Origin of the sequence: Pseudomonas sp. NY15463 (assembly GCF_048068415.1) — a bacterium.
GTDB lineage: Bacteria > Pseudomonadota > Gammaproteobacteria > Pseudomonadales > Pseudomonadaceae > Aquipseudomonas > Aquipseudomonas mosselii_C.
Window position 1 is genome coordinate 782,859 of record NZ_JBLUQD010000002.1, and the last position, 15,957, is coordinate 798,815.

The 15,957-nt window shown below is 64.0% G+C and carries 10 protein-coding genes; 2 read left to right on the plus strand and 8 right to left on the minus strand.

Annotated features, from left to right (window positions below):
• Nucleotides 1-68: 68 nt before the first annotated feature.
• A complete protein-coding gene (locus ACNFIC_RS07780) occupies nt 69-413 on the plus strand; it encodes a cupin domain-containing protein (RefSeq protein ID WP_138219091.1) in 345 nt (114 codons plus the stop codon).
• 108 nt (nt 414-521) lie between these two features.
• On the opposite strand, the gene mmsB is transcribed toward ACNFIC_RS07780, so the two are convergent.
• Both mmsB and ACNFIC_RS07790 read right to left on the minus strand, forming a co-directional pair.
• On the minus strand, nt 522-1,412 hold the full coding sequence (gene mmsB / locus ACNFIC_RS07785) for a 3-hydroxyisobutyrate dehydrogenase (protein ID WP_138219092.1): 891 nt from the start codon (nt 1,410-1,412) through the stop codon (nt 522-524).
• A 10-nt stretch (nt 1,413-1,422) separates the two neighbouring features.
• Nucleotides 1,423-2,946 (minus strand): CoA-acylating methylmalonate-semialdehyde dehydrogenase, encoded by a 1,524-nt coding sequence (locus ACNFIC_RS07790; RefSeq protein WP_416780611.1) that lies wholly within the window; start codon nt 2,944-2,946, stop codon nt 1,423-1,425.
• Nucleotides 2,947-3,080: 134 nt separating this feature from the next.
• Between ACNFIC_RS07790 and ACNFIC_RS07795 the strand changes: the two genes are divergently transcribed.
• Nucleotides 3,081-4,031 carry a LysR family transcriptional regulator gene (locus tag ACNFIC_RS07795; RefSeq protein WP_416780613.1) on the plus strand — a complete coding sequence of 317 codons (951 nt, stop codon included), beginning with the start codon at nt 3,081-3,083 and terminating at the stop codon, nt 4,029-4,031.
• A 90-nt stretch (nt 4,032-4,121) separates the two neighbouring features.
• Here ACNFIC_RS07795 and ACNFIC_RS07800 read toward each other — a convergent pair whose 3' ends face one another.
• The 6 genes from ACNFIC_RS07800 to recC all read right to left on the minus strand — a co-directional run bounded on the left by ACNFIC_RS07800 (nt 4,122) and on the right by recC (nt 15,755).
• Nucleotides 4,122-4,613 (minus strand): OmpA family protein, encoded by a 492-nt coding sequence (locus tag ACNFIC_RS07800; RefSeq protein WP_138219121.1) that lies wholly within the window; start codon nt 4,611-4,613, stop codon nt 4,122-4,124.
• Nucleotides 4,614-4,619: 6 nt separating this feature from the next.
• Nucleotides 4,620-5,891 carry a diguanylate cyclase domain-containing protein gene (locus tag ACNFIC_RS07805; protein WP_138219095.1) on the minus strand — a complete coding sequence of 424 codons (1,272 nt, stop codon included), beginning with the start codon at nt 5,889-5,891 and terminating at the stop codon, nt 4,620-4,622.
• On the minus strand, nt 5,888-6,463 hold the full coding sequence (locus ACNFIC_RS07810; protein WP_138219096.1) for a YfiR family protein: 576 nt from the start codon (nt 6,461-6,463) through the stop codon (nt 5,888-5,890). The genes ACNFIC_RS07805 and ACNFIC_RS07810 overlap by 4 nt, the downstream gene beginning before the upstream one ends.
• Before the next feature lie 66 nt (nt 6,464-6,529).
• Nucleotides 6,530-8,608, minus strand: a complete 2,079-nt coding sequence (gene recD, locus ACNFIC_RS07815) for an exodeoxyribonuclease V subunit alpha (RefSeq protein WP_416780616.1) — start codon at nt 8,606-8,608, stop codon at nt 6,530-6,532.
• Nucleotides 8,605-12,276 (minus strand): exodeoxyribonuclease V subunit beta, encoded by a 3,672-nt coding sequence (recB, locus tag ACNFIC_RS07820; protein ID WP_416780617.1) that lies wholly within the window; start codon nt 12,274-12,276, stop codon nt 8,605-8,607. The genes recD and recB overlap by 4 nt, the downstream gene beginning before the upstream one ends.
• Nucleotides 12,273-15,755: an exodeoxyribonuclease V subunit gamma gene (recC, locus tag ACNFIC_RS07825; RefSeq protein WP_416780619.1), complete on the minus strand. Its 3,483-nt coding sequence runs from the start codon at nt 15,753-15,755 to the stop codon at nt 12,273-12,275. The genes recB and recC overlap by 4 nt, the downstream gene beginning before the upstream one ends.
• Nucleotides 15,756-15,957: the final 202 nt, after the last annotated feature.

Sequence of the window (15,957 nt, forward strand, 5' to 3'; positions counted from 1 at the left end):
AGGCAACTGCACGATGGGCGTTGGCCCTATGGTGATGCGTCTTTGAACCTTTAGCCTGGAGCCACGCCATGTCCGATTTCATCACTGTGCTGCGCGAAACCTGTCCGACTCCGGTGGTCGACGCGACCAAGTGGAAACGCATCGAGGGCGAGCCGCACACCGTCAATCTCAACGCCTACCTGTCGGCCGACGGCAGCAAGATCATGGGTACCTGGATCTGCACCCCTGGCAAGTTCGAGGTGAACTACGAGAAGTGGGAGTTCTGCCACTTCCTCGAAGGCTACTGCATCATCACCCCGGAAGGTGAGGAGCCCAAGCACCTCAAGGGCGGCGATGTGTTCGTGATCGAGCCGGGCATGAAAGGCACCTGGGAAGTAGTCGAAACCGTGCGCAAGTATTTCGTCTTCGCCTGACCTGCATCGTTCACGCGTTGCAAAAAATCGCATGGTGAATACCGCTCCCCCAGGTGCGCAGTTACAGGGGAAACGGCACTCGCCATGCGATCAAGCCTGCCTGATGAATCAATCTTTCTTGCGATACCCCTCGACGATCGCCGAGAAATCCTTGCCGCCATCACCGCGCAGGCTCATGGCCTGGTATAGCTGTTGGGCCACTGCGCCGAGAATCACCGGCTGGTGCGCCTGGCGCGCGGCCTCGGTGGCCAGCCCCAGGTCCTTGAGCATCAGCTCGGCACCAAAGCCACCGGTATACCCCCGTGCAGCCGGGGCGGTCTCGATGATGCCCGGCCACGGGTTGTAGGTGTCCGAGCTCCAGCAACGCCCGGTCGAACTGTTGATGATCCCCGCCAGCACTTTTGTGTCGATGCCTAGCGCATTGCCCAGGGCCATGGCCTCGGACACACCGATCATCGAGATCCCCAGCAGCAGGTTGTTGCAGATCTTGGCGATCTGCCCGGTGCCCACCTCGCCGCAATGCACGATGTTACGCCCCATCTGCTCCAGCACCGGCTTGAGAGTGTCGAACAGCTCGGCACTGGCGCCGACCATGAAGGTCAAGGTGCCCGCCGCCGCGCCACCGGTACCGCCTGAGACCGGCGCATCGCCCATGTCGACACCCTTGGCCGCTGCGGCCTTGGACACCTCGCGAGCGGTCTGCGGGTCGATGGTGCTGCAATCGACGGTCGGGGTGCCTGGGCGGATGCCGGCCAGCACACCGTCGTCTTCGTTCAGGTAGACGCTGCGCACATGAGCTGCCGCTGGCAGCATGGTGATCACCAGTTCGCTGCTGGCGGCAGCGTCCCTGGGCGAGGCGCTGACCTGCCCGCCCAGCTCGGCAAGCTCAGCCAGCACCGTCTGGTTGAGGTCGAACAGGTTCAGCTGATGCCCGGCCTTGATCAGGTTGCGGGCCATGGGCGCGCCCATGTTGCCCAGGCCGATGAATGCGATACGCATGGCAAGCTCCTTAGCGCAGGCTGATGGTGGTGTTCACACCGCCGTCGGCGCTGTCGTCGTCGAACCAACGGGCGGTGACGGTCTTGGTCTGAGTGTAGAACTGCACCACCTGCTTGCCGTAAGGGCCGAGGTCGCCGAGCTTGGAGCCGCGCGAGCCGGTGAAGCTGAAGAACGGCACCGGTACAGGGATCGGAATGTTGATACCCACTTGGCCGACATCGATCTCGCTCTGGAACTTGCGCGCCGCCGCGCCGCTCTGGGTGAACAGGCCCGTGCCATTGCCAAACGGGTTGGCATTGACCAAGGCGATGGCCTCATCGAGGGTGTCGACTTCCAGTGTCACCAGCACCGGGCCGAAGATCTCCTGGGTGTACACCTGCATGTCGGTACGCACGCCCGAGAACAGGGTCGGGCCAACGAAGTTGCCCTGCTCGTAACCCGGCACGTTCACGTCGCGCCCATCGAGCTCGAGCGTGGCGCCTTCCCGGATGCCGCTCTCGATCAAGCCCAGCACACGCTCCTTGGCACGCTTGGACACCACCGGCCCGACATCCGTACCTGGCTCGCAACCGGCGTTGACCTTCAGTTGGCTGGCCGCCGCCTTGATATCCGGCAACCACTCGCGGGCCTTGCCCACCAGCACCGCCACCGAGGTCGCCATGCAGCGCTGACCGGCCGCACCGAACGCAGCGCCGACCAGGGCGTTGACGGTTTGCGTACGGTTGGCATCAGGCAGCACCACGGCGTGGTTCTTGGCCCCCATCATCGACTGCACGCGCTTGCCATGCTGGCTGGCCAGGTTGTAGACGTGGGTGCCCACTTCGGTCGAGCCGACGAACGAGATCGCCTTGATGGCCTGGTGCGTGCAGAGGGCATCCACCACCTGCTTGCCGCCATGCACCACGTTGAGCACGCCGGCCGGCACCCCGGCCTCCAGCGCCAGCTCCACCAACATCATGGTCGACAGCGGGTCCTGCTCGGACGGCTTGAGCACGAAGGTGTTGCCGCAGACGATGGCCATCGGGAACATCCACAGCGGGATCATCGCGGGAAAGTTGAACGGAGTGATGCCGGCGCACACGCCGATGGGTTGACGCAGGGTGTAGGTGTCGACGCCGCCGGCGACGTTCTCGGCGAATTCGCCCATTTGCAGGGTGCCGATGGAGGCCGCGTGCTCGACCACTTCAAGGCCGCGGAAGATATCGCCTTCGGCGTCGGCAAGGGTCTTGCCCTGCTCGGCACTCAGGGTCGCGGCGATACGCTTGGTATGCTCGCGGATCAACGCCTGCAGCTTGAGCATGATGCGCATGCGCGCACCAATCGGGGTGTCACGCCAGGTCTTGAAGGCGCGCTCGGCAGCCGTTACGGCGGCGTGCACTTCTTCGCCCGTGGCGAATGGCACCCGCGCCAGCACCTGCTGCGTGGCCGGGTTGACGATGTCGCGCCATTCGGTGGTTTTCGACTCGACCCACTGGCCGTCGATCAGCAGCTTGACCTGCTCGACCTGGGTCTGGGGTGTGTGCGGTGCGTTCATCTGCGCTCTCCTTGGAATTATTGTCGCTGCGATGATGCTGGCGCCCGGTGCGTACACGGGCTGGCGTGCAGGGGCTGAGTTCGAGTATAGATGTGCAAACATCCAACAAGAATCCACAAAAAAACCGGATCATCATGCAAAAAGACCTCACCTCCCTGGGCGCTCTGAACTGGGACGACCTCAAGTTTTTTCTTGAGGTGGCGCGCACCCGCAAGGCCAGCAGCGCCGCCAAGCGCCTGGCCGTGGACTACACCACGGTGTCGCGGCGCATCAGCTCGCTGGAAGGGGCATTGGGCACCTTGCTGTTCGAAAAATCACGCACCAACGGCTTCGTGCTCACCGCCGAAGGCCAACGCCTGCTGGGCTATGCCGAGTCGATCGAAAGCACCCTGCATATGGCCTGCGAACAAGTCTCCGGCTCTGGCGTGGCGCTGTCAGGGCATGTGCGCATGGGCTGCACCGAGGGCTTCGGCAGCTTCTTCATCACCCCGCAGCTCAGCCATTTCGTCGATGCCTGGCCGGCGATATCGGTCGATATCCTGCCACTGCCGCACTTCATCAGCCTGTCCAAGCGCGAGGCCGACATCGTCATCGCCCTGGAGCGTCCCGAACACGGTCCTTATGTGTGCTGCAAGCTGTGCGACTATCGCCTGCGCCTGTACGCCACCCAGGACTATCTGGACCGCCATGCGCCGATCGGTTCGGTGGCGGACCTGGCCGGCCATCCGTTCATCAGCTACGTCGATGACCTAGCGTTCAGCTCGGAGCTGCTGTACCTGGCCAACCTCATCCCCAACGCCCAGGCCCACCTGCGCAGCACCAGCGTGATCGCCCAGTACACCGCTGCCCTGCAAGGCCGTGGACTGGCGATCCTGCCCTGCTTCCTGGCCGCGCAGGACGAACGCCTGGTGACGGTACTGCCCGAGGAGATCGAAGTGACACGGCAATTCTGGATGTATTGCCGCGAGGACTTGCGCAAGCTCAAGCGCATCACTTTGCTGTGGGACTACATCCGCGAGGTGACCGAGGCCAATGCCCCGCTGCTGATGGGCCAGACGCGCAAGATGCACGTTGCCAAAGGCTGACCAGCCGCCCTCGCTGCTGGGCCTGGCGCGGCTAACGATTGACACGGGCTCGGCTTGGCGCCTACAGGCAGAGCTTGAGCGCCGACGGTATCAGTCCGAAGCCACCACGATCGACACCCGCCGATTCTCCATCCGCCCCGCAGCGGTACGGTTGTCCGCCACCGGCTGGCTGCTACCTAGACCGCGGGTCTGGATGTTCTGCGCCGACATGCCGATGCCGGCCAGCGCCTTAGCCACACTCCAGGCCCGGCGCTCGGAGAGTTGCTGGTTGTAAGCCGCCTTGCCTGAGGCGTCGGCATGGCCGTCGACCCGCACACGCTGAATGTCCACGGACAGCAGCGCCTTGCCAATCCGCTCGACGATGGCTTGGCTCTGGCTGTTCAAACCATCCACATCGCTGCCAAACAGCACCTTGCCCGACAAGTCGAACGCCCAGCCCTCCTCGGTGGGGGCGAAACCTTCACGCTTGAGCACTGCAACCTGCTCGGCGGTCAGGCCCTTGGGGGGGACGCTCTGGCAGCCAGATACCCACACGATTGCCAACAGTATCGCCAGCAAACGAAAACGCACAACGCGCTCGATCAACGTTCAGCTCCTGTTTTTCACTTCTGCTGCGCAAGGTTCCGGCTGCGCCGCTTGCCATTGGCCACGGCGCTTGCGCTTGGCCTGGTACATCGCCGCATCTGCGGCATTGAGCAGGCTGGCTGGATCCTGGCCATCCTGCGGGTAGTAGGCGATGCCGACGCTCAGCGACGTGCTGATGCTGCTGCCATCGGCCAACTGAATCGGCACCTGCATGCTCTGCACGATTTTCTCGGCGATGCGCTCGGCATCCTCACGCACATGCAACGGACTGAGCAGCACGGCGAACTCGTCGCCGCCCAACCGCGCCACCAGATCCTGGTCACGCAGTTGCCCACGCACCCGTCCGGCCACACTGACCAAGACCTCGTCGCCCACGGCATGGCCGAGGGTGTCATTGATCTGCTTGAAGTGATCGCTGTCGAGGAACAACAGCGCCAGCGCCTCCTGCTGACGCGCGGCACTGCGCAGGCTGCGGGTCAGCCGGCCTTCGAAGTAATGCCGATTGGGCAGCCCGGTGAGACTGTCGTGGCTGGCCTGGTGAGCAAGGGTCTCGTTCTCGCTTTGCAGGTGACTTTGCCAAGCTTCCAACTCATCAAGCAGGGCATTGAAGTCGTTGCCCAACTCGTTCAGCTCGGCGATCTGCGTCGGCGGTACACGTCGGTCGAAACTACGCTCGCGACGTGCGGCATGCGCGACACTGGCCAGATGGCGCAGCGGGCGGATGATATCGCCGAACACCCGGCGCGAGAGATAGGAGGCCAAGCCTGCGCTGAGCAAGATGCACAGCACGACGCCCGCCAGCCCGCTGAGCAAGAAACGCATCAGGCTGCCACCTTGGCCAATCAGCTCGATGTGGCCAACGGCCTGCCCCATGTGCTGGACCGGCAAGTTGACCGGCTCTTCCAGCAACACGCCTGCCATCGTGCTCTGCAACCGCGCAATCAATCCCTCGCCGCCGCGCGACCAATGCGCCAACAGCGTGCCGTCGCGGCTGTAGACTTTGGCGTCGGCCAGCTCTTCGGTAGAGGCGATCAGGGTCAAGGCCTCGTTGGCCGCAGCGCTGTCAGCGAATACCACGGCCGCTTCGACGGTGTAGCTGATGGACCGAGCGATCAGGTGCAAGTTGTGGTTGGCGTGCACGCGCAGCGCCGCGACCCCTAGCAGGGTCACCAGTACCCCCGCAAGCCCGGCAGCCAGCAACGCCACGCTCAGATGGCCACGCCCGAGCACGCCACGTAAGGTCGGCCGAGAGGTACGCACAGACTGACGCCTCATGGCTGTGCCGCCCGGCGCCGCGACAATTGCAGCACGCTGGGGTGAATGCGCACGCCACTGCGCGCCACCGAGTCGAGGTTGACCTCGAAAGTCACCTGCGGGTCACCGACCCGCAAGCAGAACAGGCTACCAACGGTGCATGGATCGTCCGCCTCGCTGATGCTCACCACCGGCTGCCCGCTGACCTTCTGGAACAGGCGCTCACGCTGATAGGCGTCAAGCTTGCCGATGTACAGCGCATCACAGGCACTGGCCACGCGGGCATCATCTGCCAGCAAGCGCCTGACTTGCAGCGGCTGCCCGGAGTTCTGCACATTGCCCTTGATCAGGTCGTCGGCGTATTCGGTGGGGCCCACCAGGCAAAGGCGCAACGGGTTGGGTTCGCTGGGCCAGCGGGCGTAGCCCAATATGCCCAACACCACCTGGGTCACGGCCTTGGCCCGTTGCTGCGCCTGGGCCTGGGTGACAGCATCGTGGGCGCAGGCCATGCCGCTGCCCAGCAACAGCGTGGTTGCCAGCAGCCAGCGCGCACTCAGCGTCACGCGTCTCAAGACCGAGACAGCCACTGCCATGGGGGGAAATCTCTCAGCAGGATTCCAGATAATGCCGCAACAATAGCACACTGCCGCTGTGTGCCATCATCCGACCTGGTCCAACATCAAGCCCGACACGCGCCGTACCTTGCGCGCGACAGCCTCTTCGAATACCCCGGCACGCGGCTCGATCAAGCTGAAGCACTGCTTGGCACGGGTAATGCCGGTGTACACCAGTTCCTTGGTCAACACCGGATTGAGCGCGTCCGGCAGCACCAGCGCGGTGTGGCTGAACTCCGAGCCCTGGGACTTGTGCACGGTCATGGCGAACACGGTCTCCACTTCACTGAGGCGACTGGGCAAGACGAACCGCACCCCGCCAGAACCATCATTGCGCGCAAAGGCGACACGCAGCAGTGCCTGGCCTTGGTCGTCGGGCACGCGCAGGGCGATGCCGATATCGCCGTTCATCAGGCCCAGACCGTAATCGTTGCGGGTCACCAGTACCGGGCGACCTTCGTACCAAATTTGCTGGCTGTCGATCAAACCTGCGCTGTGCAACACCCGCTCGACGCGCTCATTCAGGCCCTCGACGCCCCAGGGGCCCTTGCGCACGGCGCACAGCAGCTGAAAATCATCGAAGCTGCGCAGCACAGCGCCGGCCCACTGCTCCCAACCTGGGTCATCGGCAGGCGTGCCAGGTGGCGGGCGCAGACGGCCAATGGCGCGCAAGTAACTGCGGTAGCCTTGCGGCCCCTCCGGGCCACGGTCCAGACCATCGAGCAGCAGTCGCTCGAAACGCCGGTCGTGCTCGCCGCCGAGGATCAGGCAGTGCACGTCGGCCGGCGCGTCGCCCAGCAGTTCACGGGCCTCACGGGCCTGCTGGCGGTTGACCAAGCGCGCCAGTTGCCCGATACCACTGCCCTCGCCGAAGCGGCGGGAGTGGCGCAGCATGACGATCTGCTGGGCCAGCGGATGGCGCCCAGCAACGCCCGTACTTAGCCCCGCAGCCGCCAGCGACTGCCCCCCCACCTGCTCCAGCCAATCGAGCGTCTGTGGCCAGTAGCAACCCTCCTCGGCATCCCGGCACAAATCACCCAGCACCGCGCCGGCTTCGACCGATGCCAGCTGGTCCTTGTCGCCAAGCAGCACCAGGCGCGCGGCAGGTGGCAAGGCATCAAGCAGGTTGGCCATCATTTCCAGGTCGATCATCGACGCTTCGTCGACCACCAGCACATCCAACGGCAACGGGTTGGTCATGTTATGGCGAAAATGCCGCGACCCTGGGCGACTGCCAAGCAGGCGATGGACCGTGCTGACGTCGGTAGGAATCTGCGCACGCACCTGCTCACCGATCTGTAGCCGCTCGACCTGCTGGCCGATGGACTCGGTCAAGCGCGCAGCCGCCTTGCCGGTGGGCGCCGCCAGGCGGATACGCAGCGGTCGGCCCTGGGCCACGGCCGGAGCCTGCAACAGCGCCAGCAGGCGCACTACGGTGGTGGTCTTGCCGGTGCCAGGGCCGCCGGTGATCACGCTGAAGCCGGCGCGGGTCGCCAGGGCGCATGCGAGCTTCTGCCAGTCCACCTCGGCACTCGCAGCATTACTGGCGAACAGTTGCTCCAAACGCTCGGCAAGATCGTCCTGCTGCGCGTGCTGACGGGCCAGACGTGCGTGCAGGGCAGCATCGATGCGCCGTTCGTAGGCCCAGTAACGCCGTAGGTAAAGGCGCTCGCCGCTGCATACCAGCGGGCGGGCGCTGTGCCCGGAGGTATCGCCATTGGCCACCAATGGGCTGGCACCGATACGTTGCAGCCAAGTGGACAGATCCAGGCTGGCCAACAGTTGCGAGGGCAGCAACAAGGGGCCAGCCAGGGCATCGCCCTCCGGCGGCAGCGAGAGGGCAAAATCCGGCTCGGCCAAGGTCTGCGCCACGTCCAGACACACATGGCCATGCCCTAGTTGGTGGCTGGCCAGCGCTGCCGCCAGCAGCACCAGCGGGTCGCTACCCGGCGCGCGCTCTTCGAGAAAACTCACGAATGCGCGGTCCAGGGCACGCAGCCAGCCGCGCTCGACCCAACGGTCGAGCAGCGCCAGAAGATCGTGGCTGCGCTGCAACGGCGCCAGGGCACTGAGGTGCTCGGCCTGCAACGCGGTGGGCAGTAGATCGTCCAGGCTTCGGCTCATGGCGCGGCTCCGGCAAACAAGTCCTGTTGGTCGGGCGTGTGCTCACCGCGGAACAACGCATCGAGCGCCTCGATCAGCGCACGCGGCGGGCGCGCATGGTAAAGCCCGTGGCCCGCAGCGCTCACACCGCGCAGGAAAATGAACAAGGCACCGCCCACATGGCGGTCGTAATCGTAGTCGGGCAAACGTGCACGCAATTGCCGATGCAGGGCGAGCAGGTAAAGCACGTACTGCAAGTCGTAACGGTGCTCGAGAATCGACTGCTCCATCGCCAAGGCAGCGTACGCCTGAACGTCGGGGCCCAGCCAGTTGGACTTGTAGTCGGCCACGTAATAGCGTCCGTCCAGCTCGAAGGCCAGGTCGATGAAACCCTTGAACATGCCGTTGAGCTGAGTAGGCTGCGCGGCCGGGCGCGCCGCGCCAGCGTGGGTGTGGCGCACCACCAGTTGGTCGAGACGCTGGGTGTCGACCTGATGGCTGGCGAACCAGAACTCCATTTCGATCTGGTACTGACTCAAGCCCGCGAGGGTGAGACTGCCTTGGGCCAGGGGCATAGGTTGAACCAACATCTGCTCGAGCCATTGGCTGAGCGTAGGAATCCAGCCGGTCCAGTCGCGCCGGTTGCAGCGCCGACCGACGGTACGCTCGATCCGCTCAGGGTCGGCACTGATGTCGGCGAAACCTTCGCTGCCGGCCCACTCCAGCAGGCCGTGCAGGAAGGTGCCTGGCGCTGGGCCTCGGGGAAAGCGATGAATGTCGCCGGCCTCGGCCGGCACTTCGCGTAGCAATTGACTGTCGAGCGGTTCGTCGTCCAACAGTTGCTGCGCCTGGGAGCTATCGGCAATGAGGGTCTGGTCACCGACGCGCAGGGCGCTGTAGGAGGCGATCCACCAATGCTCAGCGGCGGCCCGACGAGGCTTGCGCGCCGGCAGCAGCTCGCGCTGGCTGAGCGGTATACGGTAGCGCTGTTCGTCCGCCTCCGGCAGCGGCATGCTGACGATGGCCGAACTGCCCGCGCCGAGTGCCTGCAACCACTCGCCCAACTGAGCGGAACTGGCCAGCGGCTGGCCCCCCCCGAGCAGATAGCCCAAGGCCGAGCGATGCAGTTGCGAGGTGCGCTGGGTGCCGCGCTTGAGATCGGCGACGCCCAACCAGCACGCGTACTGCGCCCGGGTCAGAGCCACGTAGAGCAAGCGCAGGTCTTCGGCTAAGCGTTCGTCGTCGGCGCGTTCGATCTGCCCGGCGTCCGGCGTCAGCGTGAGATGACCAACGCCTTCGTCGTCGTGCCAGGCCAGCGGCAGGCGGCTGCCGTCCACCGGCTTGCTGGTGCAGATGAACGGCAGGTACACCAACGGGTATTCGAGGCCCTTGGACTTGTGAATGGTCACCACCTTGACCAGTTGCTCGTCGCTTTCCAGGCGCAGGATCTGCTCTTCGCCGGCCTGCGCGGCGTTGGCCAGGTGCTCAGCGAGGTGACGGATCAGCGCTTGTTCGCCATCTAGCTCAGCAGCCGCCTGTTGCAACAGCTCGGCCAGGTGCAGCAGGTTGGTCAGCACCCGTTCGCCATCGCTACGGCCCATTAGATTGCGCGGCAGCTGGAAGTCGTGCAGCAGGCGGCGCAGCATCGGCAGCACGCCCTGGCGCTGCCAAATGTCGCGGTATCGGCGGAAAGCCATGACCCAGTTTTCCCAGACCCGCTCGTCCTGATTCAGCCGCTCCAGTTCCAGCAGGGGCAGGTCAAGCGTCAGGCTCGCCAGAGCCGCCTTGAGCAGGCGTTCGGCATCAGGCTCGGCGCAGGCCTTAAGCCAGGCCAGCAGGTCATGCGCCTCTTGCGCGGCGAACACCGAGTCCTTGTCGGACAGGTACACGCTGCGCACATCGCGGGCCGCAAGTTCGCTACGAACCAACTGCGCCTCGCGGCCATCACGGACCAAAATGGCGATATCGGACGGCTGGCATGCTCGAAGTACCCCGTCATCTGCGGCAAAGCCACTGACGCCCTGCTGGCCGCCGTTGAGCAACATGGCGATATGGCTGGCGCAGCTGGCGGCCAGGCGCTGACGGTAGACGGTACTGGAAACCGGCTCATCGCTCGGCAGTTGCCAGCAGTGCAACGCAGCGCATGGCTGGCCGTCGACCAGCAGGCGTTCGTCACGCCCCTTTGCCTGCACCTCGATGAACGGTAGCGGGTTGTCCCCAGATGTGCGGAACAGGAACGCACCGCGCCCCTGCTCGCGCACTTCAGCCTGCATGAAAACCCGATTGACTGCCTTGACCATCGCATCGCTGGAACGGTAGTTGGTGTCCAGGCTGTGCAGGCGTCCGGCAGTGGCGCGGCGGGCAGCCAGGTAGGTGAAGATGTCGGCGCCGCGGAAGGCGTAGATGGCCTGCTTGGGATCACCGATCATGAACAGGCCGGTGTCCGGGTTGTTCTCGCTGATGCGATAGATGCGCTCGAAAATGCCGTACTGCACCGGGTCGGTGTCCTGGAATTCATCGATCAGCGCAACCGGGAACTGCTCGCGAATCAGGCCGGCCAGGCGCTCGCCAGCGTCGCTGCGCAATGCGTGCTGCAGGCGCAGGAGCATGTCATCGAAGCCCATCTCGGCGCGGCGACGCTTCTCCATCTCGAAGCGTGCGGCCACCCAGCCGGCGGCATGCTCAAGCAAGCGCGCATCGGGACTGGCAAGGCCCTGCAACTGATCGGGCAGCCCTTGCATGGCCTGCAGCCCCGGATGCTCGGGCGGCTCACCGCTCTTCCATGCTTCAGCCATGCCGCTAGGGGTCAGGCGGGTGAAACCGGTGCCGAGGTCCAGCTCCATGGCGCCCTCGTCAGTGGCCCACGTACGCAGCTTGTCGAACCAGGGCTCGAAATAACGAGCCTGTAACTTGCGACCATCGACCTGTTTGGCGGCCACCGCGTCGCGGCAGATCTGTTGCAGCTCATCGGCCCAAGCGCTCCAAGGCGCCTTGAGCTGGTTCAACTGTTCGGCGCGCTCACGCAAGGCGGCTTCGATCAGCACCTGTGGCGCCAGTTCGTCAGCCTGCTCGCGTACCCGCCCGAACAACGGCCGAATCCGCGGTAGCAGTGCATCGGGGCTCGCCCAATTGTCACGTACCCAAGCAAGGGACTCGCCGCGCAGGTCGTAGCAGAAGCGCCGCCAGTAGTCGCGTACTACCTGACCGAGCAAGGCGCTATGGTCGGTTTCCAGGCTCTGGGTGAACAAGCTGCCGCTGTCAAAGGCGTGCTCGCGCAACATGCGCTGACACCAGCCATGGATGGTCGAAACGGCAGCCTCGTCCATCCACTGCACAGCGACTTCCAGGCGGCTGGCGCAACGCGGCCAATGCTCTGCGGGATAATCCTCACGCAGCAGGTGCAACAGCGGATCGGCACCCTCCAGTTCACCACGAAAGAACCTTGCCGCCTCGGCCAGGCGCGCGCGGATTCGTTCGCGCAGCTCTTTGGTGGCGGCATCGGTGAAGGTCACCACGAGGATCTGCGGCGGCAGCAATTCACGCCCAAAACCCTGTTCTGCGCCATGCCCGAGGATCAGTCGCAGGTACAGGGCCGAGATGGTGAAGGTCTTGCCCGTGCCGGCGCTGGCCTCGATCAGTTGGCTGCCGTGCAAGGGAAAACTCAGGGCCAGTGGGCGGGCCTGGCTCATTGAGCACTCTCCGGGTTACCAAGGGTCTGCCAGGGGGCAGCGAACAGGGGGCGGTACAGGGTTTCGCACCAACCTTCGAAGGTTTCGTCCAGGGTCAGCGCAGCGAAGTCCCGATACTGACGGGCCAAGGCCAGGCTTTCGGCACGCTCGCCGAAGCTGTTCTGGCCATCGCCTTCATAGGCACGTTGGGCGGCGGCCAGGGCTTTATCCGGGTCGCTCTGCGCAAGCCAGGCGAAAGCGGTCTTGGCCGCGACGGGCAAGGGCGCATTCATAGCCGCCTGACGCGCCACCAACAACTCGCCAAGCCGTTCAGCGGCTTGCTCGATCGGCACAGGGGCAAGCAGCAAGGTCAAGTCGCTGGCCACCAATGCACTGTACAGCGGATACCCAGACGCGCAGGCCGCCAGGTGCATGACCCAAGCCGGGATCAGGCGTTGCCACTTCAGGGCATTGCGCCCCGCACTGAGGGTATTAGGCACGGTGCCGATGCTCAACAGGCTTTGATCCTCGGCCTGGTACACACGGCCCAACCAGCCTTCGAGCCGGTGCTGGGCATGCGCGAAGTGGATCGGCAGGGCGCCGTCGACCACGTCCGGCCAGCGTTGCAACAACTGTCGATGGCGTTGCAGCAGGTCGGGCAGCGGCTCGATCAGCTCGGCCTGAACGGCTTCGCCGAAACCTGCCAAGGGCAGCAAGCCACAGGCTTGCAGGCGGCGCGCCTGGCTCTGCAGCGCCTGCTCTACGTTGTCTGGATCGGCCAATGCGGCGCCGAGCAGGCGCTCGCTCAAGCCATAGCGTTGCAACGCATCGAGCACGAAGGGCTCTTCGTCGGGGGTGGGAGCCTCCAAGGCCTCGAAGAACACTTTCAGGCGCTGGCTGAAGAAATGCCTGACCGGATGACGCAGAAAGTCCTGCAACTGCGTCAGTGTCAGGGGCTCATCGCTGTTGTAGGGGGGCAACGCGCGCTGCTCGGTCCGGTGGGCGGCATCAGCCTCATGCAGGGCGAGCCACTCATGGGCGAAGCTGAACAATGGGCTGCCCTTCTGGAAGTAACGCAGGCTGAAAGGCTGCAACGGATGCTCCTGGGTGAGCGCGTGCAGCAATTGCTGACCTGGATCGTCCTTGAGCCCAGATTGCGCGCCTGCCAGTTGCCATCCGGCGGCCAGGTGATCGCGCAGTTGTCCGATCAACACCGACGCCGGGCGCTCGCTATTATCGCGAATGCTGCGGCCTACCCAGCTCACGTACAACTGATCACGCGCTGACAGCAAGGCTTCGAGCAGCAGGTAGCGGTCGTCTTCGCGACGCGAACGATCGCCAGGGCGATAGTCGCTGGCCATCAGGTCGAAGTCGAGCGGAGGCTGAGCGCGCGGGTAGTCACCGTCGTTCATGCCCAGCAGGCAGACCACTCGGAACGGGATCGCACGCATGGGCATCAGGGTGCAGAAGTTCACCGAACCTGCGAGAAAGCGCTGTGACAGCTTGCCCTGGTCGAGGCCGGACAACCAGGCTTCGCGAACGACGGTCAGCGGCAGTGGATCGTGCAGGCCGACCGATTCGCAGGTTTCCAGCCAGGTATCACGCAGGTCCTGCAACTGAGCCAGCAAGAGTTCGTCGTGTTCATCCTCGGCAAGGAAAAAGACCTGGAGCAAGGCGTGCAGGCGCTCGCCCCAATCAGTGGCGCTTGCCGGTTGCGACAACGTCTGGCAGGCCACCTCAAGGGCGTCGAGCAACGCTACCAGTGGGCCTATCAACGCCGCATCGAGGCCGCCGATTTCGTCATAAGGTTCAATGCCATCGCAACTTTCTCCAGTGCCCACGGCATAACCCAGGAGCATCCGCCGCAGGCCGAATCGCCAACTATTCTGCTCCAACCCCTCGGGTAAACCGAGGCTCGCGCGCTGCTCGGCACTCAGTCCCCAACGGATGCCTGCACCTTCGATCCAGCGGTGCAGGGTCGGCAGGTCGCTTTCCTGGATAGCGAAGCGGGCTCGCAAGGCGGGAACATCCAGCAGATCAAGCACTTCGCTCACGGCAAAGCGGCTATCGGGCAACTTGAGCAGGTGCTCCAGGGCGATCAGCAAGGGTTCGCGACCGCGCTGGCCTTGGTCGGTCAGGGTGAACGGAATATAACGCGGGTCGTTGCGCTCCAGTTGGCCGAAAACCGCGCGGATATGCGGGGCATAAGCATCAATGGCCGGGAGCATGACAATGACATCCCGCGGACGCAGAGTTGGATCGGCGCTGAAACGGGCCAGCAACTGATCGTGGAGAATTTCAACTTCGCGCTGGGCACTGTGGGCCACATGGAAGCGCATCGAGCGGTCTTTCGTCGGGTCGACCGGTGGCCACTGTTCACGGGTTTCGGCCAGCGGGCGCAGTTCAAGAATATCGTCCTGCAGCTGATTGAGCAGGTTGCCTGGGGTGGCGTCGCTGAACAAGTCAATGCGACCGTCGCTGAATACGCCTTGATAGCTCCCTGGGTCATCGTAGCTGTCGAGCAGGTTGATGTAGTCGCGGCCTTGTTTACCCCAGGCCGCCAATAGCGGATGGGCATGCTGGTGCAACAGTTCGTCGTCCAGTTGCAAGGGCATGCCTTGTTTACGCTGCTGACGCTTGTACTGGTGACGCAGAAGGTCTTTGTCGGCAACGATGTCGCCCCAGTGGTGACGGCAAGGGTTGTGCACACACAGCAGCACTTGGCTGAACCTCGCGAGCCCTGCCAGAGCTTCGAGGATCTGCGCGGGCAGCGACGAAATGCCGAAGACGATCAGGCGTGCTGGCAGGCCTTGGGGGGCTTGTTGCAAAGCATTGATGCGCTCGACGAAGCGCTGGTGCACACCGGCGCGGCTCTGGGCCATGCCCTCTTCACCGACGTCCTCCAGCAGGATGCGCCAAAGCTCGGCCTGCCAACGGTTGCCGCTGGCCAATGGCTTGCGCTCGCCGCGCGCGGTATTGAGCACATGATCGCCAGCAGCCCAGTCCTTGAGCCAGTCGGCGCGGTACACCTGGTATTGGTCGAACAGGTCAGCCAGACGTTCAGCCAGTTGGTAGCGCTTGCGCAGATCGCTGTCATCGGTGAGAAAACGGCGCAGCGGCTCGAAATACGGGCGTTCGATCACCTCAGGGAGCAGGCGCATGAGGCGCCAGGTCAAGGGTGCCTTGTCGAGCAACGACACTTCAGGGATTTCATCGCGCCCCAGCACACGCCGATAAAGTTGCCACATGAAACTGCCAGGCAGTTGCACATCAATGGCCGCTGCGATGCCACAACCGCCTTGATCACCGTCTTGCGGATTTTCAGCCAGAGCCAGCTTCAACCACTGGGCAATGCCGTTGCTCTGGACCAGGGCGATTTCGTTTTCCAGCGGAGCTAGCGGGTAGCGGCGCATCACACTCACGACCAAGCTACGCAGTTCATCAAGGCGATTACCTTGGACGATCATGAAGCCTGGGTGCAGTGAAGTAGTGCGGGCCATTGAATACGCTCTGGGGCAGGTGGTTCTGCTGGAAACCATATCACGGGCGATACTTTTCCGAGCCGGAAAAGACAAAACCCCTACCTGCTCGCGCAGATAGGGGTTTTGCGAAATGAATCTTGACGATGACCTACTCTCACATGGGGAAGCCCCACACTACCATCGGCGATGCATCGTTTCACTACTGAGTTCGGGATGGGAT